11 protein-coding genes are annotated in these 26,292 nt (G+C 32.3%); all 11 read right to left on the bottom strand.

Annotation, left to right across the window (positions count from 1 at the left end; all coding sequences use genetic code 11):
- Positions 1–29: 29 nt before the first annotated feature.
- The 11 genes from ACQ629_RS08740 to ACQ629_RS08690 all read right to left on the bottom strand — a co-directional run bounded on the left by ACQ629_RS08740 (position 30) and on the right by ACQ629_RS08690 (position 26,122).
- Positions 30–2,333, bottom strand: coding sequence for a transglycosylase domain-containing protein (locus ACQ629_RS08740; protein WP_483704169.1), 2,304 nt, complete (start codon positions 2,331–2,333; stop codon positions 30–32).
- Positions 2,334–2,335: 2 nt separating this feature from the next.
- A complete protein-coding gene (locus tag ACQ629_RS08735) occupies positions 2,336–2,821 on the bottom strand; it encodes a gliding motility lipoprotein GldH (RefSeq protein ID WP_483704167.1) in 486 nt (161 codons plus the stop codon).
- Entirely contained in the window at positions 2,808–4,373 is a 1,566-nt protein-coding gene (locus ACQ629_RS08730) for a PSP1 domain-containing protein (RefSeq protein ID WP_483704165.1), read from the bottom strand. The genes ACQ629_RS08735 and ACQ629_RS08730 overlap by 14 nt, the downstream gene beginning before the upstream one ends.
- A 225-nt stretch (positions 4,374–4,598) precedes the next feature.
- Complete coding sequence (locus ACQ629_RS08725; protein ID WP_483704163.1) at positions 4,599–6,287, bottom strand: glutamine--tRNA ligase/YqeY domain fusion protein; 1,689 nt, start codon at positions 6,285–6,287, stop codon at positions 4,599–4,601.
- 204 nt (positions 6,288–6,491) lie between these two features.
- Positions 6,492–8,339 (bottom strand): M1 family metallopeptidase, encoded by a 1,848-nt coding sequence (locus ACQ629_RS08720; protein WP_483704161.1) that lies wholly within the window; start codon positions 8,337–8,339, stop codon positions 6,492–6,494.
- A gap of 1 nt (position 8,340) precedes the next feature.
- Positions 8,341–8,745: a hypothetical protein gene (locus tag ACQ629_RS08715; RefSeq protein WP_483704159.1), complete on the bottom strand. Its 405-nt coding sequence runs from the start codon at positions 8,743–8,745 to the stop codon at positions 8,341–8,343.
- Positions 8,746–8,809: 64 nt separating this feature from the next.
- Positions 8,810–10,453 carry a S8 family peptidase gene (locus ACQ629_RS08710; protein WP_483704156.1) on the bottom strand — a complete coding sequence of 548 codons (1,644 nt, stop codon included), beginning with the start codon at positions 10,451–10,453 and terminating at the stop codon, positions 8,810–8,812.
- A 10-nt stretch (positions 10,454–10,463) separates the two neighbouring features.
- Positions 10,464–11,309 carry an MBL fold metallo-hydrolase gene (locus ACQ629_RS08705; protein WP_483704154.1) on the bottom strand — a complete coding sequence of 282 codons (846 nt, stop codon included), beginning with the start codon at positions 11,307–11,309 and terminating at the stop codon, positions 10,464–10,466.
- A 147-nt stretch (positions 11,310–11,456) separates the two neighbouring features.
- Positions 11,457–19,382 (bottom strand): T9SS type A sorting domain-containing protein, encoded by a 7,926-nt coding sequence (locus ACQ629_RS08700; RefSeq protein WP_483704152.1) that lies wholly within the window; start codon positions 19,380–19,382, stop codon positions 11,457–11,459.
- 4 nt (positions 19,383–19,386) lie between these two features.
- Entirely contained in the window at positions 19,387–21,486 is a 2,100-nt protein-coding gene (locus tag ACQ629_RS08695) for a fibronectin type III domain-containing protein (RefSeq protein WP_483704150.1), read from the bottom strand.
- Positions 21,479–26,122, bottom strand: a complete 4,644-nt coding sequence (locus tag ACQ629_RS08690) for a hypothetical protein (RefSeq protein ID WP_483704148.1) — start codon at positions 26,120–26,122, stop codon at positions 21,479–21,481. The genes ACQ629_RS08695 and ACQ629_RS08690 overlap by 8 nt, the downstream gene beginning before the upstream one ends.
- Between the last annotated feature and the right edge of the window lie 170 nt (positions 26,123–26,292).

Raw genomic sequence — 26,292 nt, 5'->3', positions numbered from 1 at the left:
TTTAACACTAAAAATAAGTATTCAAATTATTAAAAATCTGTTTCTTTTTCTTCTGGTTTTTCATCTTTTTTACCTTCTTCACCATCTTCTTCTTTTTTTACTTCAGCACAATTAATGTTGATAGAAAGCTTTCCTGAAGGTTTTTCAAAATCTTCTTTGCTAATATTTAAGCTTTCATCAGCATAACATTTTTTCATAAACAAAGCCCATGTTGGTAATGACATTGCTGCTCCCTGTCCTTTTCCGATTCCAGCAAAATGTGTTGCTCTATCTTCACCACCTGTCCAAACCCCTGTAGCTAAATTCGGTACAATTCCCATAAACCAACCATCAGACTGATTTTGAGTTGTTCCTGTTTTTCCTGCTATAGGGTTTTCAAACTTGTATGGGTTTCCCGTAATATAATCTCCTTTTTTCCATGGAGATCTCAAATAAGACCCAGAACCCGAAACCGTAACTCCTTTCATTAAATCTAAAATGACATATGATGATTCTTCACTTAAAACCTCTTTAGTTTCTGGCACAAAATCTTCTAAAACTGTTCCGTTTTTATCTTCTATTCTGGTAATCATCATCGGGCTTACACGCAATCCTTTGTTTGCAAAGGTTGAGTATGCACTTACCATTTCTATTAACGATAATTCAACAGCTCCTAATGCTATTGATGGATTTGCATCAATTTTTGATGTTATTCCTGCGGACTCTGCTAAACGCGCTACGTTTACAGGGGATACTTTATCTATCAGTTGTGCTGAAATAACATTTACCGATCCCGCTAAGGCTGCTTTTAATGTTAATTCCCCTCCATATTTATTATTTGAATTTTTAGGAGTCCAATCTTCCGGCATTCCATATTTTTCTTTCGGAATTGTATACAATACATTAGGCAGCTTATCGCAAGGCGACATTTTTAATTGATTAATAGCCGTTGCGTATACAAAAGGTTTAAAGGTAGAACCTACTTGTCTTTTTTGCTGTTCTACTGCGTCGTACTTAAAATATTTATTACCAATACCACCTACCCAAGCTTTAATATGACCTGTTTGCGGTTCGATAGAAACTAAACCTGAGCGTAAAAAATGCTTATAATAACGTATAGAGTCATACGGTGTCATAACCGTATCTCTGTCTCCTTTCCATGAAAACACACGCATATCAACATCTGTATTAAAAGATTTTTCTATCTCTTTTTCAGTTTTTCCTGCAGTTTTCATACGTTTGTAACGAACAGATCTTCGCTTAGCACGTTTCATATTCTTTAAAATTTCACTTTTATCTAAATCATAAAAAGGCGCTGTTTTATTACCTTTTTGCTCTTCAAAGAAAAACGATTGCAAGTTAGACATATGCTCTCTACTTGCCTCTTCGGCATATTTTTGCATACGTGAATCAATAGTAACATAGACTTTTAATCCGTCTTTGTAAATATTATAAGCCTCACCGTTATCTTTCGGGTTTTCTTTAGCCCATTTTTTTAATCGTTGTTTTAGATTCTCTCTAAAATAAGTAGCTAATCCGTCGCTATGGCTTTCTGGAGTGAAATTTATTCTTAAAGGTGTTTTTTGTAACGAATCCTTTTCTTGCTCGGTTATAACTCCGTTTTTCGCCATTTGAGAAAACACCACATTCCTACGACCTAAAGATTTCTCTTTAGAGCGTTCTCTATGCGGATTGTATTGCCTTGGATTTTTTAACATTGCAACCAAAATAGCAGCTTCTTGTACATCTAACTCCCTAGGCTCTTTACCAAAATAAATACGTGCCGCAGAACGAATACCTGTTGCATTAAAAAGAAAACCTTGCGTGTTTAAATACTGAGTTATGATTTCTTCTTTAGTGTATTGACGCTCTAATTTTACTGCAACCACCCATTCTTTTAATTTTTGAGTAAGTCTTACTAACTTATTACTCGTCCCTCCTTCATTAAAAAGATTTTTAGCTAACTGTTGGGTAATTGTACTTGCACCTCCTTCAGTCCCTAATTTGGCTACTGCTCTTGCCAAACCTCTAAAATCAATACCTGAATGCTCATAGAAACGTTCATCTTCAGTAGCTACTAAAGCTTTCATTAAAATTGGAGGTAAATCCTTATATTTAATAGGTGTTCTGTTCGCCTTCACATAATACTTTCCTAATGTTTTTCCGTCAGCAGAAATAACCTCTGTTGCTAAATCACTTTTAGGATTTTCTAATTCTTCAAAAGAAGGTAAGGCTCCAAAAACACCCCAAGATGCTAATAAAAATAATAGGCAAATAAAAAGAAATCCTCCTAATATAACGCCCCAAAACCATTTGATATATGTACTAAAATTAGTTGTTTTTTTCTTTGTCATTACTATATTTTTTCAATTCTAAATCCCACTTGAGATATTCCTTCAAGCTCTTCAATCCCTTCAATATTACCATTTTTTCTCATGGCTTGCTTAACTTTAAATATGTACTCCCCTGTATTAGGGAATGTTATATTTTCTTTATAAAAAAGTTTGTTTTCTTTAATCGCAGAAAATCCTTCCCCTAAAAACTTACCAGTTACATCTGTCATATCATACTCTAACGTATCTATAATTACTTGACCGTCTGGAAAGTTAATTTGAGCGATTAGAAATAAATTACTGTAATTATAATCGTTATTATTTCTAAGATTTATAAAAAGATTTTTCTTGTTTATAGTATCTTTTACTAAAAAATTAAAAGTAATAGCATTGCTCTTGTTCCAAGAACTTTCAGGCAACGTTATATACTCATCATATATTCTATCTGAATCACATGATACAATTATAAAAACAGTTAAAAAAAATATTAATAAACTATTCTTTTTCATTATTATTTTCAGGGTTTTCGTTAGGCTTTTTTCTTCTTTGATTATTATTTCTTTTTTTCGGAGTGTTAGGCCTCTTATTTTCAGGTTGCGCATTTTTATCGCCTTCTACTTTTTCTGTTTTTGGCTTGTTGCTTCTAGGGTTACTCCTTGGTTTTGGTTTCCTGTCATCAACACTTTCTTTATCTGTACCCTTATTTACCTCTTTGTTTACTGGTTTTCGTATTTGAGGTTTTTTATTTGACCTAACTTCAGAAGGTTTAGCTCCTTCAGTTTTATTTATCGGCTTCCTTTGTGGTCCTTTTTTTGGTCTTGGTGTCGCTGCAGAATTATCGTCAGTTTTACCCAATGGTTTTCTCTGAGGGCTTCTTTTTGGTGCTGTATCAGTAGCTTTAACGGCCTCTTTTTTATTTAAAGGCTTTCTTGTTTTTCTTCTATTGTTACGTGATTTTTTTGGCGCATCAAAACGAGTTAAACTATCTTGTCCTACAACATTTTCAAAATCAACAACAGCTTCTGTAACAATCTCTAATTCATATTCATCTAACGGTAAAGCGAGTTCATTATTTTTATTTAATTCAATAATTTCTTGAACTTGCTCTAATGATAATTGAAACCACTTAAAGCTTTCATGCTTGTAAGTATACCAAAGTATTTTTTTAAAGATATCCATCTTTACAAAAACGGCATCTCCTTTTTCTGTTTTTAGTATTTTATCTTGCTTCGGAAAACTTTGTAGAGCATCTAAATAAGTATCTAGCTCAAAATTTAAACAACACTTTAATTTACCACATTGCCCTGCTAACTTTAACGGGTTTAGTGATAATTGTTGATAACGTGCTGCTGCGGTATTTACTTTTCTGAAATCGGTTAACCAAGTAGAGCAACAAAGCTCTCTACCACATGAACCAACACCTCCTAAACGTGCTGCTTCTTGGCGCATACCAACTTGTTTCATTTCTACACGAATAGAAAAAGTTCCTGCTAAATCTCTAATTAACTGACGAAAATCTACACGTTCATCCGCTGTATAATAAAAGGTAGCTTTGGTTCCGTCTCCTTGATATTCAACATCTGAAAGTTTCATTTTTAAGCCTAAACGACTAATAATTTCTCTTCCTTTTTTCTGTGTTTCTTGCTCTCTATCTCTAGCAGTATGCCAAATGTCGATATCTTTTTGCGTAGCTTTTCTGTAAATTTTATTTACCTCTTCGCTATCTATTGCTACCTTTCGTTTCTTCATTTGAACTTTCACAAGTTCTCCTGCTAAAGCAACAATACCAATATCGTGACCAGAGGTTCCTTCAACCGCCACAACATCACCCATCGAAATGGTTAATTTTTCGGTGTTTTTATAAAAATGCTTTCGTCCGTTTTTAAATCGAACTTCAAAAATATTAAATGGAGCTTCACCTGTAGGTAAAGTCATATTCGATAGCCAATCAAAAACGGCTAATTTATTTCCACTTCCGCAGGTACCAGAGGCGCAATTTCCATTGCTTTTACATCCATTAGGCACGCCGTCTTTACTGGTTGAACAACTGTTACAACTCATAATATAGTATATTTTTACAAGCGTTTTTTAAATCTGAATTATCCCAGTATCAAAAAACACTTTTTTATTATTGATTTTCAGCTAGATAAACTTTTTTATTCTAACTTCCCTTAATCAGTAAAGATACATATTCTATCGAAAATTAAAAATGGATTTTTGTTATAAAAAAACACCTCAAAGTTTTATGAAACTTTGAGGTGTTTTAATTAAAAATATTATTTCTATTTAGTTCTTTTTTGCCCAGTTATCTCGTAAACCAACTGTTTTATTAAATACTAAATTTTCGGCAGTAGAATCATCATCTACATTAAAATATCCTAAACGTTGAAACTGAAATTGTTCTCCAATTTTTGCTGTTTGTAAACTTGGTTCTACAAAAGCAGTAATTTTTTCTAATGAATTCGGGTTCACAAACTCCATAAAATCTTTGTCTTTATGGTTATCTGGAGCTTCATCTAAAAACAAACGATCATATGCTCTAACCTCAGCTTTTACAGCGTGTTTTACAGATACCCAATGCAAGGTTCCTTTTACTTTTCGCTTGCTTTCTTCTGTATCACTTCCCGATTTTGTTTTTGGGTCATACGTACAGTGAATTACCGTAATTTCTCCGTTTTCGTCTTTTTCACAACTTGTTGCAGTAATGAAATACGCGTTTTTTAAACGAACTTCTTTTCCTAATTTTAATCTAAAAAACTTCTTATTTGCTTCCTCTCTAAAATCTTCTCTTTCGATGTAAATTTCTCTTGCAAAAGGAATAATTCTTGTACCAGAATTTTCATCCTCAGGATTGTTTTCTGCAATTAAAATTTCTTCTTTATCTTCAGGATAATTATCAATAATTACTTTTACCGGATCTAAAACCCCCATAACTCTGTTTGCTGTTTTGTTTAAATCTTCACGAATTTTAAACTCTAACAACGAAACATCAATAATGTTTTCTCTTTTCGATACTCCAACAGTTTCTATAAAATTACGGATTGATGCTGGTGTATAACCACGTCTTCTTAATCCAGAAATTGTTGGCATTCTTGGATCATCCCACCCGTTTACAATTCCTTTTTCCACCAATGTTAATAACTTACGCTTACTCATAATAGTATAGCTTAAATTTAAACGAGAAAACTCGCGTTGCTTTGGCGGATTTGGGAGTTCGGCTTTACTATATTCGTACACATTGTCGCGAAACCAGTTGTATAATTCTCTGTGAGGTTTAAACTCTAAAGAACATAAAGAGTGTGAGATTTGCTCTAAATAATCACTCTCACCATGCGTCCAATCATACATCGGGTAAATAACCCAATCGTTTCCTGTTCTGTGGTGTGTTTTCTTTAAAATACGATACATTAACGGATCACGTAACAACATATTAGGCGATTCCATATCTATTTTAGCTCGTAAAACATGCGTTCCTTCTTCAAATTCACCAGCTTTCATTCGGCTGAATAAATCTAAATTTTCTTCAACAGATCTACTTCTAAAAGGACTATTTGTTCCAACCTTTGTTGGTGTTCCTTTTTGAGCACGCATTTCTTCAGAAGATTGACTATCGATATACGCTTTACCATCTTTTATTAATAAAACAGCCCAGTCGTATAATTGCTGAAAGTAATCAGATGAGTACAATTCATTTGCCCATTTATACCCTAACCAAGTAACATCTTCTTTAATTGCATCTACATACTCTTGCTCTTCTTTAGCAGGGTTTGTATCATCAAAACGTAAGTTTACTGGTGCATTGTATTTTTCGCCTAAACCAAAGCTAATTCCGATAGCTTTTGTATGACCGATATGTAAATATCCGTTAGGTTCTGGCGGAAAACGAAAACGTAAATTTTCCTTTGGTAATCCGTTTGCAATATCCTCTTCAATAATTTGTTCTAAAAAATTCAATGATTTTTTTTCTTCTGACATCTTCTGTTGAAATTGAAGTGCAAAATTACGGAAAATTGTTGAGGAAAATTTTATCTAAAAACAAGAAAAAGCGAAAACCTTTTATAGGGTTTTCGCTTTCTTAATAAATATCTTTCGTTGGATGATAATCTATCAACATGATGCGATTCTGAAATAAATCAGCATTACCCGATTCTGAAACGAGTTCAGAATGAAGTTGAAAATTTATTTTCCAAAAGAGTTATTAGCCTGATTGATGTCTGCCATTAATTTTGACGGATCAATTTCTACAGATTTTACTTCTTTTGAAGTTGTAAATGTATATGTTGGGTGTGCAAACGTCCAATCTGTAATTTTAGTTGCCTTGGTTGGTTTTTCACCACGCATCATACGTAAAGGAATATTAAACGCTTCTTTACTTCCATCAACATAAGTAACCTCTACATCTATAGGCATTGGCATTTGACCAATTCTCTCTAAAGTAACATCTTTACCAGAAACAGCTTTTACACCATAATCAATCGTATGTATGGTTTGTGTCCATTCGTTTAAATACCAATCTAAATGAATCCCTGAAACTTTTTCAGCAGTTCGTTTAATATCATTTGGCGTTGGATGTTTGAAAGAAAAATCGTTAAAATATTTTTTTAATGTTTTAGCTACATTTTCTTCGCCAATAATATATTCTAATTGTGATAAGAAAATATTTCCTTTAGAATAACTCGCAACTCCGTATGCAGTATTTGTATGATATCTATCTGCATGTGTAGTTAATGGCTCTTCTATATTATTTTCCACCACATAATTATATCCTCTATAAGAACCTGCATGCGGATTTTCTACATTTCTTCCAGAAATTTCATTTTCTGCTTTGTTAGAAATGTAAGATGTAAATCCTTCATCCATCCATGGGTGCTTACTTTCGTTTGTTGCTAGTAAAAACTGAAACCAGGTGTGTGCCATTTCATGAGCTGTTACTCCAAATAAACTTCCCCAACTACGTTTTCCTGTAATTAAAGTACTCATAGCATATTCCATTCCGCCATCACCACCTTGAATTACTGAATATTGTTTATATGGATATTGACCTACTTTTTCGCTAAAATAAGTCATTAACTCAGCAGTTTTAGGTTGTAATTTTTTCCAGTTTTCTAAATATTTTGCTTCCAATGTTTTCTTATATAAAAAATGTAAATCGATGCCGTTTTTCATCGTTAACATATCATGCTTATATTCTGGATCTGCAGCCCAAGTAAAATCGTGTACGTTTGGTGCTGTAAAGTTCCAAGTTAACTTTTCTCCTGACGGAATATTTAAAGCTTCTTTTTTGTTTTCATAACCATGCCCAACTTCTTGTGCATTTTGCAAATATCCAGTACCACCAACTACGTAGTTTTTATCAATATGTAAAGTAACATTAAAATTACCCCAAACACCATGATATTCACGACCTAAATAAGGAGGCGTATGCCATCCTTCAAAATCATATTCGGCCATTTTAGGATACCACTGTGCCATAGACAAAGCAACTCCTTCTGCATTATTACGTCCTGAACGACGAATTTGATTTGGTACCTGTGCATCAAAAATCATATCGAAAGTTACACTTTCTCCTGGTTGAATTGATTGCGCTAATGAAACTTCTAATATAGTACCAACAGTTTCATACTTAACAACAGTTCCGTTTTGTTTTAATGAATTTACCTTGATGTATCCTATTTCAGACGGAGATAATTTTACAATTTTATCTGCAATTTTGCTGCTCGGATCTTTAATGTTTCTCGAACGAACATCCATTTGAGAATTTGGTTGAAACGCATTAAAATACAAGTGATAAAATACTTTATCTAAAACATCAGGTGAGTTGTTTGTGTACACCAATTTCTGTGTTCCTTTATATTGAAATGTCTTTACATTCATATCAATATCCATCTTATAATCAACATGTTGTTGCCAATAACTTTGACTTGTTGATTTACTTACTGACGACTTTACGACACTGTTGTTTGTTGTACCAGTAGAAGCACAAGAAACCATCGATAATAATGAAAGCCCTAATATAATTTTCTTCATATTAAATTGATTTAATTCCTATTGTGGTTAGTGTGTTTTTTAAATTATTTAATTCGTTTTCATTTTTAAGTATCGTAAAGCTGCGTTTTTTTCCGTTGTGTAATTTTAAAAATACACATTCTCGTCCTAAAACTTTCTTAACCTCTAACCCTTCAATTTCTGAAAGATTGTAATTGGTTTTCCAAGATCTTTTAAAGAGATAAAAAAACACTGCAACTACTGATACTATTCCTAATAAAAGCATCAAAATAAAAAGAAATTCATTTTTATAATAACGCATCGAAAACAATTGAACACCCATATTAACCGCATTAACTAACATTAATACGATCACTAATTTCGAATGAGATGGCACCTCATCTTTAATTTTTAATTGTTCTTTTTGTTTATCAAACTCTAACTGCATAGGTGTTATTATAACAAAAAAAGAGCATCAAAATAATGCCCTTTTTTTAAATAGTATTCAGTTTTTATTTTCTTCCGTTTACCATTCTATCGGCCATTCTAACTGCATTGTAAGCGTTTACAATACGACCAGAAACTGATAAATCTGCAAAAGGAACTAAATCTCCTGCTGGATTTGCTCTAGACGTAGATCCTGGTTTTGTAACCATTAAATCGATCTTCGTACCTGAGTTCATAATGATATGCTTTACCTGGCTTGCAGATAACTGTGGATAGTAAGAACGTATTAATGCCGCTACACCTGCTGTTGCTGGAGAAGCCATTGATGTTCCACTAATTTTTTGATATTGGTTATCAGGAAAAGTTGAGTGAATTTGAACTCCAGGAGCAAAAATATCTACATTTATTTTACCATAGTTTGAGAAACCTGCTGGTAATTTTTCATTATAATTAGCACTCATTGCACCAATCGTTAAGAAATTATCAGAAACCTCTGTTAATTGATCTGGAGCATCGTTTGGAAATGTTTTGTCTACGTCGATGTTTTCTCCTGAATTTCCGGCTGCGTTTACGATTAATACATCTTTAGAAGCTGCATATTTAATTGCATCGTAAACCCATTCTTTATTTGGTGAAAAAGCTTTACCAAAACTAGTGTTAATTACTTTTGCACCATTATCAACTGCATAACGAATACCTAAAGCAACATCTTTATCATATTCATCTCCGTCTGATACCGAACGTACAGCCATCATTTTTACATTATTAGCTACACCATTCATACCTTTACCATTATTACGGCTAGCTCCAATAATACCAGAAACATGAGAACCGTGTGCTTCCCCTTTTTTAGAGTGCCCTGTATTCCCATCACCTGAACCTGGTTTATCATTTATATCATAGGCGTTATCACCAACAACTGTACGATAATCTGTTTTTAAATTATCTCCATTAACACTTGCTGTTGCTTTTTTAAGAGCCTTAGCTATTTCTTTTTTAGCTTCATTTAAAGAAGGCAAACCAAAACCATACATTTGTTTTGCTCCTGAAACTGCTTTATTTAATGTTTCATCTGATGATTTAAGTGCTAAAACCTCTTCCTTTGTATAATCAGCTTTACCAAAATGCTTAGTCAAAGCTTCGTCTGCTTTAGTTATTCCATCTAACATTTTTTGAAAGCGTTCTTGATTTTTTTTAGCACCTGCTATTTTTTTAGCTTGAAAAGCGTTTACTTCTGCTAAAGTTTCAGCATCAGCAATTGATGGATTCATTAAAATACGTTCGTATTCTAAATGTTCTTTATACGATTTTCCTAAAAAGTTCCATCCGTTAATATCATCAACATATCCGTTCTTATCATCATCAATTCCGTTTTCTGCAATTTCTTTAGTGTTTACCCAAGCAACATCCACTAAGTCTTCATGCTTTAAATCACTACCAGAATCTACAACCCCAACAATAACTGTGGTACTTTTTTTCCCTTTTAAGAAATCGTATGCTTTAATAACACTCATTCCAGGAATAGTATCCGTTGCTAAATCTAAATGCTGCCAATTATCTTTTTCATAAGTTGTTAATTCCGCTTTTTTAGCTGAAATGTTAACGACTGTGTCGCTTCCTGTTGGAACTGCTATTTTACTTACTGTTGAACAACCAACTAATGTGATTATTGCAATTGCTGAGTAAAATACGGGCTTCAAAATTCTCATAATGTTTCTCTTAATTAAATATATCTGTAAAATTATAACTCTCTTTTAAGCGCACTCCTTTTTCGGTATGCTTTACTGTTATTAACTCGTTATAGGCATCATGCTCTAAAAATAAATAGAAATCATTATCGGCAGCTTCGTTTAAAAAGACTTCTTTTTCCTTTAAGGTTAATAGCGGTCGTGTATCATAACCCATTACGTAAGGTAAAGGTATATGACCTGTGGTTGGTAATAAATCTGCCATAAAAACAATTGTTTTACCTTGATATTGAATTTTAGGCAACATTTGCTTTTCGGTATGTCCATCCATAAATAACACTTCAAAACCTACTTGATTTTGGCTATTTTTATTGATAAAGTTTAGCTGTCCGCTTTCTTTTATAGGCTGTATGTTTTCTTTTAAAAAAGATGCTTTTTCACGTGCATTAGGCTCAATTGCCCATTGCCAATGACTTTCATTACTCCAAACTTTCGCATTTTTAAAAGCAGGCATAAAACCTGTTTTATCGTTATTCCACTGAATAACACCTCCACAATGATCAAAATGTAAATGTGTTAAAAACACATCGGTAATATCATCTCTATGAAAACCGTGTTTAGCTAATGAAGTATCTAATGAAAAATCACCAAACATGTAATAATATCCAAAAAATTTATCTGATTGTTTGTTTCCTATTCCGGTATCTATCAACGTAAGCCTATCTCCATCTTCAATAAGCATACAGCGCATACCCATTGAAATCATGTTTTTATCGTCTGCTGGATTTGTTTTTTGCCAAATCGCTTTTGGTACCACGCCAAACATCGCGCCACCGTCTAATTTAAAGTTCCCTGTTTCTATTGGATAAATTCGCATAGCTACAAAGATGCAGAATTTTAACGAATTTTTTTGTTAAGAAAAACAAAAAAGCACATCTTAAAAGATGCGCTTTTGTTTCAATTCAAGCACAATAAGATTTTATTTTCAATAAAAAATTAATTATTTCATTCTAATAAAACGAAATTATAATACAATTATTTTTTTGATAACTCTCTCCGCTTTTGTCTCTATTAAAAGGAAGTATACTCCTGGGGTTAAATTGAAATCGTAAGATAATTTATAAACATCTTCTCCTTCATATTCTTCCTTTTTTATAATTGTACTATTCATCCTATAAAACTTTAAGCTTATAGGGCTCACCTTATTTAACTCTATATCTAAATTAAACTTTCCTGAAGAAGGATTAGGGTATAACATGGCAGTGCTTAAAATACTTGTATTAAGATTATCATCACTATCATCGTTCTCTATTTCCTTATCTAAAACTAATATTTTCTTTGTTATAAATTCTTCACAGTCTCCTAACTTAGAGATTAATGTTATTTCATACTCTCCTTCCTCTTCTATTAAAATCTCTGCATAGTTCTCATTTTCTTCTATAACTTTAGCGTTAGAAGGAAAAAACCAAACGACCTCATCTGGTTTAGGATCACTAAAATTAACAATAACAAAGCTTTCATTTGTATATACTTGAGAAGACATTGTGAATTGTGAGTTTATTTCTGCTGTAGATTGTTTAATTTCAACACTATCAGAGATAACACATCCTAAATCAGTTGTTATTTTTACATTATAGATTCCTGATTTTGAAACCTCAACTATAGCACTTGAACTAGAAAAACCGTTTTCAGATAACCATTCATATTTAATTCCTTTTTCTATAGAAGCGTCTATCACATAAGTTTGGCCTTTACACAATGTTACTGTTTCTCCTAAATCAAATTCAATTTTTTCAGGATTTTTTATTTCGAAATTACTTGTGTAAGTACATCCTTTAATATCTGTTATTAAAACTTCATATATTCCAGCTGTTAAATTTTCTATTGTACTCCCTGTAGGTTGATTATTGCATTGGATATTATAAGGAAAAGCACCTCCTACAATATTTAATTCAATTTTTCCATCATTTCCTTCATAACAAACTGGATTTATAATTTTAAAGCTATCAATATTTAAAGGGTTAGGAGTATTAAGTGTTGTATTAATAGTACTTCTACATCCATTTGCATCTACAACGGTTAGTTCATAACTACCTATTACTACATTTTCTAAATTAGCGCTATTACTTCCTGTATTCCATAAATATGAATAAGGAGCTGTTCCTCCTGATATTATTGGTGTTACTGTCCAATCTTCACCTATTCCACACAAAACATAATCCGAATTTAATTCTACCGTGAGTGTTTCTGGCTCTAATAACTCATATGAAGAACTTCTTGTGGTGTTCCCTTTTGAATCTTCAATTTCTACGTAATATTTAGACTCTCCCAAATTAGACAGCTCTTTTTCGGTTCCTAAAACGGTTGTATCACCTTCTTCAAACCACTTATAAGTATAATTTAAAACACCTCCTGTTACATTTGCCTGTAATGCTCCATTCTCTTCCCCTTTACAGTTTATAACAGCGGTTAAACCTATACTAGCTTCTAATTTTAAGGGCTCTTCTAATGCATATGTTTTTTCTGCTTTACATCCTTTTGAATTTGTAACAATAACAGTATATGTTCCAGCATTTAATGAATTAATTGTGTTATTAACTGAATTAGTTGTTTTATTTGAGATTACACTTCCTTCTTTTTTCCATATATAATTATACGGAGGGGCTTGTTCTTCTACAGAAACTAGTATAGACCCGTTTGGTACCCCAAACCCTGTTGGTTCTTCAATTACCTCGGTTAAAACACTAAATAATTTTGGTTGGTTAATTGTATACAAATATTCATCTGCTCCATTAATATTTATTGCGTAACAATTATTACTATCTCTTAATTGCACACCATAAACACCTACTTGCAACTCTTTAATTTCTGCAGGGTTATTTTTTACTTCTACCCAATTACTAAAACTGTTTCCTTGCAAACGATAACGGTATTCATAAGTACTTGAACCTCCAGTTATGTTTAAACTAATTGTTCCGTCATTAGATTCAAAACAAGATAAATTATTAACAGCTCCAGTTATTTTTACTTGTGTAGGTTCATTTACTGTAAATACAGCACTTTGTTCTTCTATACCCTCTAAATTATTAACAACAACATAATATTGACCTGCTGATATATTTTCTAATAACTTATTAGTCCCTTCTATGATTCCAGTAATCGCATTATACCAAGTATAATTATTACCCCCTACTCCTCCAACTGGTATTACATCTATTATTGCATTACTCCCTCCAAAACAACTAATTTCTTGTGTTTGAGTTATGGATACTAATAATTCTCCTGGGTCTGCTAGGTTATATGTTTCTTCTGTTACACATCCTTTAGAATCTGTTATTATAACTTTATACGTTCCTTCTGTTAAGTTTTCAATTTTATCAGACTTTACACTTGTTGTTTTATTTGAAATCTCCAGGTTGTTTTCATCTTTCCATACATAATTATATGGTTGTAATCCACCAACTATCTTCACATAAATACTTCCGTTATTTACACTACTATTAGATGGTCTAACAAGTTTCGTTTCTATAATATCATAAACAAGTGGTTCTAATACCTCTATATTCTCTTTAGTAATAGCACATCCATTTTTATCAGTAACTTTTACAGTATATAAGCCTGCTTTTAATGCTGTAATTTCGTTAGAATCAATAGAACTATGGTTCCATTTATAATTGTATGGTTTTACTCCTCCTGTTACATCAATTATTATACTTCCCCCATTTCCTTGATAACATAGAACATTGTTAATGTCTATTGATGCTACATCCAACAATAAAGGTTCTGTTATATTTATATTATTAATTCTTTTAGAATTGTTTTTAGCGTCTATAACTTCTAAGCTATAAGTACCTGCTATGTAATTAAGCTTTGAATCTGTACCAATAACGATTCCTTCAGAATTATACCATGTATATGTATATGGCTCAACCCCTCCTGTTATTATTGGTATCAATTCACCTTTCTCTCCATTACACAAAACAGCAGCTTCATTAACCTCAACTATTAATGGTAAAGGTTCAGTTATTGTATAGTTTAATGTTAACTCACACATTTTAGTATCTGTAACAACTAAGGTATAATCTCCTGCTATTATTTCTGATAAAACATTAGTAGTACTACTTAAAATTATGCCAGAATCATTTTTCCATTCATATGCATAAGGTGGTGTTCCTCCTTTTATTTCAACTTCTATAGAACCATTTGACAAACCATTACCAGTAACATCAGTTTTAATTTCATTCTTAACAAAAAGACCTAATAAAGGTTCTGAAACAACAATTTCTTTTGTTGTTTCACACAAGTTTTTATCTCGTATTATTACAGTATATTTTCCGCTTGACAAATTCATTAAAACATTTCCTGTTTCTCCGTGATTCCAGTTGTAAGTATAAGGTCCTGTACCTCCTTTTCCTTCTACCTCTATGCGACCGTTAGTGCCTCCGTTACATGAAACGTCTTTTATTTTTATTATTGATGGTTCTAATAACAAAGGCTCTATTAAATTATACTCTCTACTTACTTTAATTAAGTTAGCGTCAATAATACTTAATACATAAATACCTGATCCTATATTATTTAATATACTTCCGTTTGCTAATTCTACAGCACTTCCTTGTAAAGACCATGAATATGTATAAGGTTTTACCCCTCCTTTTACTTCAGAAGATAGATTTATTCCTTTATCTCCAAAACATAAAATATCTGTAGATTGACTGATACTCGTTATTTCTAATAACTCAGGCTGTGTTAATGTGTATGTTTCGACTACTTCACAACCTTTACTATCCTTTATAGTAACTTCATACTTACCTATTTTTAGATTTTCTATTTTACTATCAATTCCGATTACATTCTCAACTCCTTCTTCTCTCCATTCATAAATATAATTAGGTGTTCCTCCTGTCATAGTTACAGAAATACTACCGTCACTAGTTTCAAACCCTGTTAAATTAACAATATTAAAAGTTTCAATATTAAGTGCTTTTTCTGGTTGTTTTATTTCAAAAACAACAGATGTTACTTTACATTCATTTATGTCTTTAACCTCAACTTTATATTTTCCTACCTTTAAATTATCAATATTTTTAGTTGTTTTAGAAAAAGACACATCATCTTCTTTTGTCCATACATACGTATATCCAGAAACACCTCCGTTAACAGAAATATTAATTTTCCCGTCTGCACCTTCAAAACAGCTTACATCTTGTTGTTCCTGTAAGCTTATTTCTATTTTAGCTGGCTCGTTTAATGTAAACTCTGCACTTGTTGTTGCTCCTCTAATATCATTAACAACAACCTTATACTTTCCTGCTACTAAATCCGAAAGGCTATTTAAAGTAACATCTGCATTAAGCATTCTTTCAACACCTCCTTCTATTATATACCACTTATAATCAAAATCTAACGAAGTCGAGTTTATAGGATATCCTCCTGTTACTTCTGCTAATAAACTTCCATTGCTTCCATTAAAGCATGAAATTTCGGTTGTTTTTTTAATTGATACTTGAATTGGTAATGGTTCTTTTACTTCAAAACTTTTTATCAATTCACAGTTGCTAGCATCTTTAATCGATACATTATATAGTCCTGCATACAATCCTGTTATTTTTTTTGTTGTTTTTAAGAAAGTTGCATCTCCATTTTTAGTCCAAGTATATAATAACGTTCCTTCTCCTCCAGAGGTATTTATCAATACCTCCCCTTCATTTCCTCCTGTAGTATCACAATTAGTAATAGAAAACGAATTTATTTTAATTTCTGTTGGTTCATCAATCACTACATTAATAGGAGTAGTTATTTCACAATCATTTTTATCTTTTAACCAAACTTTATAGCTTCCTTTAACTAAACCACTTATAGTATTGTTAGTTAAACCACTTATAGGTTGATATGGTGATGATTTATCATCTATCGAATATAAATAACCTCCTGAGCCTCCTGAAGGTGTAATCTTAATGGTTCCATCTTCCTTCCCGAAACATGTTATGTTTTCTTTAGTTACTTGTAACTCTAATTTTGGTACGTTTATAAGCATTATACTTGCTGAAGTATTAGTATAATTATCATAAGCTTTTATAGAATAATTACCAAATACTATGTCATTTAATGCATTTGTCGTTTCTCCTGAAATCAAGACACCGTCTTTAAACCATTCGTAAGTGTAGTTTTCTGAACCTCCTTGTGTATTTGCCAGAAGAGAACCTAGATTCCCATTACAATTAATTTCTTTTTTTATACTTAATGTGGTTATTAATTCTGCATTCTCCTTTACTTCTACTTCTTCAGATATAATAAAGCATCCATTACCGTCTGTAACAGTCGCTGTATAAAAACCAGCTAATAATCCTATAACAGGATTTCCTGATTTAGAAAGAGAAACGTCTCCTCTCTTCGTCCAATTCACCGTATAATTTGGAGTTCCTCCATCTATTGTTAAAGTGATTTTTCCATTAGATTGTCCAAATATATTATTATGCTCAACTATTGTACTTGAATTAACAACTTCTAAAAAAGTAGGTTCTGATATTTTTTTTGGTGTTGAAACAACTGATTTACAATTAGCAACCACCCTGTCTCTTACCTGAAAACTATATCCTACATTTGAATTTGCTGGCAATATGAAAGTGTTACTATTTTGCCAAACCATACCAGACGGTTTGTATATTGCATATTGGTAACTTCCCGTTTTCCCTCCAATAGCTGTAATTTTTATTGTAGAATTATTTCCATTACATAAAATTGGTGATGCCTCTACTTTTGTTATTTCTACTTTAGAACGATTGTTAACTGTAATTGGTTTTTCTAAGACAGCAATTAATCTAGAGTCTTTAACAATAACTTTATAGTTTCCCGCTGAAACGTTTTCATTTACAGTTGTATTTATCCCTATATTAGAAAGCGTTTTGTTATAAGCACCTCCTATTTGAGTAATGATGATTTTATAGGGAGGATATCCTCCTTTAATATTAGATATCGAAATCTTACCATTATTTGCCCCGTTACAATCTGGTTTTGTACTTGTTATTGTAAATTTTATAGGTTCTGGGGCTATTAGTGTAGGTAAAGCATATTCTTGAGTACATCCGTTCTTATCGGTATATACTATTTTATGCGTCCCAGCAGGCAACCCTGTAAATGTATTATTTATATAAGCTTTACCTGTTTTTATTACATCCGATACATTCCCGTTATTTAAAATTATGTAATTATAATAATTACTTATTGGGGTACCTCCTTTAAGATTATTTATCTTTATTGAGCCATCACTTTGTCCTAAAACACTTGGGTGTTTATCAACAGAAGCTGTGTGTGTTATTTTACTTATCGAACTTATTACAACAGTAACGCTACTTTTTGTTTTATCAAGACATCCGTTTGTATCTTTAACCACTACCTTATAGGTATCAGGTGCTAAACCAGTAATTGTTACTTCTCCTGTAAATGTAGATGCGTTCCAGTTAGTGCCATTATTTAAACTATATTTAAAAGTTCCTGTTCCTCCCTGTGCTGTTATTTTAATTTTACCGTCTTTTGAATTATAACAAAATTCGTTCTGAATTTTTGCTACATTATAGGTTATAGGCTTTGGAACAGTAATTTTAAAATCATATATATATTGCTTACAAAAAGGGGAATTATTATTTTTATCAAAACCTGAAACTTCAATTCTATAATCTCCTCCTTTTATTGATTCTCCTACTGAAGATTGCCATATATATTTATATAAACTACTATTAACTCGTGTTAAAGATCTAATATTAACATTCTTATCTTCAGGCATATAATCACCACTCAGAAATTTTCTTTTTAAGTTAATTTCTATTTTTTCATGAGAATATAACTGCCTATCAAAGTAAAGAACAAAACCATTAACATCACTATATGAACACAATGGCTGATTAAACGTTGGTGCTTTAGCTACTTTTGGTGGTTCTGGTAAAAACTGAACAACTGCTTTACCTGCTGATATAGCTTTTGTATTATTACATCCCGGATTTATTCTCACCCATATTTTCTTATTATTTAGTGCTTTCTTTTGATCCGCAGAGTTAGAGTATAAATCTGATAGAGATAAATTTATTGAAGATTGACCATTTTTATTGGTTATTGGCCGCCAAATAGATACCTGCTCTGTTTTTGGAGTATAGGCATTAACCTGACTCCTTAAATCCATTACTTGTTCCATATAATAACTACAATCACCTCCGCCTCCTGGAGGTCTTCCTTGTAGTTTATCTTCTTTCTTTTTTTTCTCTTCAGCTCTAGGTATCTGTCCCCCTCCTCCGTTAAAATTTATACAATCTTCCCATCGTTGTTTAGCTGTTTCTAACCTATTTAATAATACTTTATACCCTGCTGTTTGTACCGTTATTTTATTTACCGGATCCTGAAACTCCCATTTATAAACCGTATTGGGTGATGAATGACCTGATACTGTACTTGCTAAAGGAATACTCCCCGTTTCACAAACTGTTTTAGTTTTAGAAAGCAACGAGCCATCTGGGTGCTTTATATTAAGTATAGGGTAAACATTTATTTGAGCACTACCTCTATCAATTTTGTTTCGATATATTTCATTTTTACTATAACTTTGCTTATGGCAAGGCTTATTAACACTTACTCTTTTTCTTGCTGAACTTCCTGATCGACATTCTCCAATCCAGGTTTTGTGTCTAACTCTGGTCCAAAATTCTACTTGTACTACTGGGTTATTGTGATTGAAAGTATCGCTTACATTATAAGGTCTATTAATAAAATAATCTATATCATGAATCTTTTTTTCACTTCCATTCTTGTATATAAGTATAATCTCTCTCAATCCGTTAAGAGTACCACAACTTGAACTTCCTTGACCTATATAACCAGAGATTTCTATTTTATATTCTTGAGAAAAGACACTGTTTAAACTAAAAAGCAAAATTCCTAAAACGAGTAAGATTCTTTTCATAGCATTAATAATTTAATTCAATTTTTTTTATTGGTGATTTTGCACCTGAGCTAAAAACAGCTTGTAATAAATAAACATATTTTGTATTTATCGTCAACTCTTTATCAATGTATTTATTTTCGTCTGCCTCAAAAACTTTATACATCGTCGGTTGCTGCCCTTCTTCTGCTTTGTATAAAATGTATTCTTCTACATTTGGTGTTTTATACGTCCACTTTAGTTCAATATATTTAGCCTCTCTATTTACCTCTCCATTAAACTTCGTTATTTCAGGCTTTAGCATATTATCTGAAATTGTAATTTTTAAGGGTGTTACCGGCTCAGATTCCAACCCCGAATCATCAACCGTTAAAATAGTATAGAGGTATGTTTTACTATATTCTACAGTACTATCTGTAAAATTATTTTTAGGTAATGCTAATGCCGTAATTAATTGCCAAGGAATATCTGATCCTTTTTCCTTTCTATACAATACTGTACTTTTAGCATCGTTACTTGTACTTGTTACCCATTTTAAAAACACTTTTCCTTTTTCTGTATTAAAAGAACTAAATATTGGTTGTGTTGGTGGCACTATATCTGGTCTTTTTAACGTTAATGCTTCTGAAAATTTTGAAGGATTGTAACGCCTATCAAAAGATTGCACTTTATAATAAATTTTCTTGTTTAGTGTTTTAATATTAATAGTATCTACAAAATAATTATTTGGTGTTGGCTTAAATGTTATTTGAGTAAACTCATCATCATTAAAATTAGAGCGAAACACTCGATATCCTAAAAAATCTATTTCTGTATTTAATTTCCAGTTTAACCTAACAACTCCTAATGAATCTATTTTACCTGTTAATTCTACTGGTACTGCTGGCGGGGTGCTATCATCGGGTTGTACCATTTTAGGAAAAGATTTACGCTCTCCATCATCATAACCAACTGCAACGATTTTATAATAGTTTATAGGTCTTAAATTAGTTAGTTTATAATTTCTTTTATTCTTTGATATCTCTGGAACTACAATTGAATATGTTCCTTTTGGCGTATCTGACCGTACTAGTTTAAAAGATTTTAATTCTGCAGTTCCATCTTTAGGAAATTCCCAGTTAATGATAGCTGCCCCATCTTCTGTAAATCTAACATCTGTTATATATGCCGCTGCTTTTAATGGTGTAATTCCTTTACCTGAAACAATATCTGAATAAGGACCTTGTATGCCGAAAGGAGAAATTCCTTTTATTCTATAAGTATATGTTTTATTATTTTGAAATAAACTATCTACATACATCATTCTGTTTGAAGGGTTCCGCTCTCTTTCTCCTAAATTTGTTACTGGTGTACTGGTTAATGATTTGTAATTACTACCGTTATCATCTGATCTTTCAACTATATAGTTATTATAGTATTTTTTAAGCAACGAAAAATTCCAACTTAACATCGCTGTTTTATCCTTAAAAACACCAACAAACTCTTGAGGTTTTGGTAATGGCTTGTGTGCATCTAGACCTAAAAAAACACCTCCTGATTTTATTTTTTTCTTGGGGTTTGGGTTTGCAATTCTTACCGTGTATAAGTAACGTTCATTTTCTTTAACATCCTCATCTACATATGCTAAACCAGAAAATTTTGCAACTTCAAAATTTTGATCCGCTGCATATAGTGCAAAAGAAAATCGTTGCTCTATTGCCTGCGCTTGATTTAAAATACTCATTATACCATTGCCGCCCTCGTTCATTTCTACATCAAACTGTTCACCATACAATGCTTGTGCAGCAATTGCTGCATAATTATTATTCTCTGTAAATTCTTTCCATTCCATCATTGGTTTGGGTTTTACAGGAACAAAATTCAATTGTTTTACTATAGGATTATTTACTACTTGTTTATTAACAACTATTGTTTTTCTTTCTATAATATACCCTTCCTTATTCGCTTGTTTCCATGCTGATGGTGTAGTTACACCCCAACGTAACATGATTGAGTTTTTGGTGGCGTGTGCTATAACTTTTATTTCTGGTGTCTCATTCCCTATTTCTTTCTGGGCATGTATATTCAAGATAAAACCAAAAAAGATGATTAGTGCCTGAAAACTTTTCTTTAAACTCTTATTCATTTATTGGGTTTATATATTTTACACTATTCTCTCTACCTTGTTTTACTTGACCCGGTAAAACATATTTAAACGTTGTTTTATATTTTCCTTTTCTCATGTATGGAAAGGCCTCTGTTATCAATTTAGAAAATGTTGGATTCGATTGCCAGTTAATATTTGAGCTTACCAATTGATAACTTAAATCTTCATAATCTTGTAAATAATAATGTGTTAGGTTATATCTATAAGGATTATATAAACTTGTTTCTCCTGTGTACCCTTCCTCTAAGTACGTTAAGTACCAGGTCATTGGTTCTACACCCTCTACTGGCGGTACTCCAACACTACTAGTTTCTCTATTAACTTCTAATTCACCAGCTAATGGGTAATTTTGATACAATAGTGGATAAACTTGTTTTTTATAATATGAATCTTCTAAAACCGCTCTTGCAACTACCAATGGTGCATTTCCTGAATACTCATTACCCCTTAACTCTAACAAATCAAAAGGTTCTTGTTGGTCTATTTTAGTTAATAATGTTAATCCATAAGGATAATCTACATGATCATACAAGTCATTGTTTTTATTCATATCATTCATCTTATCTTTGAATGTATTGTATTGACTTGTTCTAAAATTATATGTTAGCAACTCTCTTTCTCCGTCTTTAGTTGCTGCCTTATCTGCAGTTTTTGATTTTACTTCTGCTGTGTTTTCAGCATCACTACTTCCTATCTTTTTCGTGTTATACACTTCAGATACATTATCATTTAAATTGCCACTACCCTCAGAAACTAATTTAATATTTACATTATAAGCTGTTTCATTTACCATATTATTACTAGGCAAACTATATACTACTTGTTTTTTTGCTGAATTATAAGTGTATGCCTTTTCTGTTTTTGTCCCTGACTCTGAAGATAGCACCATTTTTTTATCCCAATTTGGTACTGCATCAAATAAATAACTTTGTCCTCTTTTTAAATTAATATAAGCTGTACCATATTCTTCTATGAATAGATTCTTTTGTCCTAAAACAGGATACATATAAGCTATATTATTTAAAGGAATTGTTTTCGGTGCCTCTCCTGTAGTAAAATTAACCTCTTTTGTTTCGGTTGCTACCTTACCTTCAGCTTTCATTATTTCCCAAGCACCATTCTTAAACTCCTCGAAATGAAGTTGTACAAAAGCTTTTAACTGAGAGTTTGGTGGTAAAATTTCATGAGAATAAAACACAGCAACATCATTTTTGTCATTCCATTTAACTTCTCCTACGATAAGAGTTCCATTATTTTTAACAGAAAACTCATCTAATAATATTTTATACTTTCTATCTCCTGTTTCATCAGGTATTTCGAAAACTTTATTAATTTGTAAATTAAATACTACTTTGGGAGCAGCAAATACATCTACTTCTGTACTAGCATCTTTCGGTTTTAAATCTCCAATAACAACAATACCCTCTAGAGGACTTCCCCCAACTACTTCACATTTATCTCCTAACTCAACCTTAAACCTAAATCGCCCTTTAATTAACCCTCCTAAAAGGTTATACTTACCTCCTAAATACCCTCTAAACCAAGCTGGGTTTGGTAAACGTGCTTGTAATAATACCGCGCCACCACCACTTATAATTGGTATTTTCTTTTTAGAACCAAAAAGTCTAAATGTTAATCCTAATTCTCCTTGTAAATAAGCATATGCTTGCCCATTAGCATACCATCCGTTCATTCCTATAGGTTCTGACGAGCCTTTACAATGCGCATCTCCATAATCTTTTAACATAATATCAAACCCTACACCTGCATCAAAACGAGCATAAAATATTAAAAATGTTAAATCTCCCGTAGTTACACTTAAACTAGCCCCAAATGCTAAACCATAACCCGACTCTAACATATTTAAATCTCGCATATAATCTAAATCTGAAACATCAACTCCCAAAATATCGGCTACGATTGCTGGTGGTGGTGGACTTCCTGGTAAGTTATCTCCTGTCATAAAATAACTATCCATTTTAACTTTTAAAATTGCTAGATCAATCTCTATTCCAATTCTATCTTCTGGTGTTCCTATTAAAAGATGCCATTCATCTGGTGCTACATAAAAATCTAACCATCCTGCTCTACCAGATGGTCCAACACCTTTTACAACACCTAAATTTATATAAACTTCTGAAGTTGATTGAAAAATATCGTTTACAAAATCAAAACCAATAAAAACATCCGCCGAAATAGCCGCTGAAGTTTGTTTATTTGGTATCTCTACAGCTGTATCAGAAATAGCAGTTAAATTCTCTTCTAACACATCATAATAATCAGCTGGTAACGGTGACATTAGTTCTCCGTGCCCTTTAAAATAAATTTCTTGCAACCCTCCCGATCTTCTAAACGCCATTCCAAACTCTACAGTTGCATGAAATAAATCTTCTGACCCTTGTGTTGTAATACCAACCGAGGCTTTCATTCCTAAAGCATTTCCTTCATAAGGTACATATACTACTCCCGAAGTAGAAGCGCCAATTTCTTGAAATGCAGCATCTGCCTTTTTACTAACACCATCCATCTTCATTCTACTATACATACCTCCTCCAAAAGAGTTTAATGCAAAGCCTGTAAATACGGGTATCCCTCCTGGTATTGTTACCTGTGCATCGGCAAACCAATACCTAAATTTCTTTGTTCTACCAAATAATGCTTTTGCTTGAACTTCTAATTTTAACCCTTTAGAAAATTTAGCACCCACTGCTCCTGCAAATCCAGTTCCATAGGTTGGATCTTCATCAAATATAAAAATAGCTCCTTGCAATTGTGTTCCTGCAATCTCCATTTTTATATGTAATTTCTCTAGCTTAACACCATCAAATTTCCATTTATTACCTGCTTCATCTAACTTTCCTTTTATCGCTAACTGCGTAGATCCTCCATTTCCTCCATCACCTGAAGACATTAAGTTTACCTCTAAATCGAAAAATAATTCTGCTCTATTACCTCCTGGGGTTCTTAAACCAATTTTATTAATAGATACCGGAAATCCTGCTAAACCTAAGCGCCCTTTTGTACCAAAATAATCGGCAGAAAACATGGGTGATTCTGTTTGTAAGACCATGTTTTGAAACTCTATTCCTTCAAAACTAACCGCTCCTTTTTCTTTTTTGGGTGGTGCAGCAGCTGTTGATGTTGATGCTGTTGTTTTCTTTTTACTGATACTTGTGTTAATTGTTAAATCACCATGAAGAACCGCTTTGGGCCTAAAATTACCTTCTTTAACTAACATTTCTACATACGACTCTTTCGTTAAATGTACTTTTGCCGCATTAAAAACATCAAAATCTATATCTTTTGCTGTTTCAACTCTTAACTTATATTCTCCTGGCTGAAAAACAGCATCATAACGCAAGCTATCTAATTGAGATACTGGTAAAACTAACTTACCTTTAAATTCTCCTGCTTTTAAATTGTTCGTTTCTATATCTATCAAGAAATAATCGAGTGAAAAATCCCAACCAGAGGCATCTCCTTCTTTTAATCCTATAATATTTTCTCCTATAAACTTACCCGTAACTCCTTGCCCATCTATAATTAAATCACTTGCTCCAAAAGCAACTCTTCCATCACTTTTACCTTTTATTTTAAACTCTGGCGGCAAAACTACTTTTAGTGATTTTACATAAACTCCTCGCCATAAGTTAGGGGTACCACTATAGTATTTATTTAAATATGGTTTAGGCGTTGCCTCATCGTTTCGTAAATCACTAAAATCGAAAACTGCGGTGTTTAATTGAAAAGTTGTTCCTTCTAATCCTTTTATACCAAATTCTGGTAATGATATGTTTACCACCATATCATTCCAATCTGTGATACTCGTCTTAAAATCAGCATCTACATAGCCTATTTTTTTCTTTCCTTTTTCATCTACTGGGTGTAATAAACCATTAGCAAACTTAATATTTGCATCTAAACCCATTTCTTTAAACCCCGAACAATCTATAATCGCATAGGTACCTGGGTTTTGAAAATCTCCTTTTAAGGTTAATAATATAGATCCTTGGTTAAAATTGGTGGTAAACTGCGATATTAACTGCAGTTTAGCATCGCCAATAATACCTCCTGTATGTGATAATTTAACGTTTGATGCTCCTAAGATTAATACCTGATCGCCTCTCTCTTTATTTGTGCTCGGTAACTCTACTTTTAAGAAAACTGTTAGTTCAGTAAAAGCGGGTTTAAAAACCGCTTTGGCAATACCTACCGTATATTTAACATTGCTAATACTTACGGGTTTTATAGCTACTGGCAATTGCCCTAAACCATCTTTGGTAAGCAAATCAATATAATTACCTAGTTCTTCAACTTTTTTAAAAGTGTTGGTTGCTTTATCTAACCATTTTTTATTTTCAGTAGAATCGGCTGTATTAAATTGAAAGCCTTGCTCAGTAAAACGCTGTTTACTAACAGCTGCTACTACTTTATCGAACTTGTTTAGTGAAGAAAAATCACGAAAGGTTTTAACACTATTCGTTTTTATAGCTTTTGTACTTATTTTCGTTGAGACACTGTCTTTTTTAATAGGATCTGTTGTAGTGTTTGCTATCATAGCAACACTAAAAAATAAACTAAATAAAAATGTTATAACATGTAATTTTCTCTTCATAGCTTGGTTCGTTTATATCTCTTTCCTAGATGTATTTTTTTTGACTTTGGTTGTTTATATGCCTATTTACCGCTGTCGCTACTCTTATTTACTTTTTCTTGCTTTTTTGCTAGTGCGAGCGTCACGCTTGTACTTACTCTATAATTTTAATTCTAAATATTAAAAACCAT

This window comes from Tenacibaculum sp. SM2510, assembly GCF_057002845.1.
Note: the sequence above shows the minus strand (reverse complement) of the source record. Positions and strands in the feature narration are given on the sequence as shown.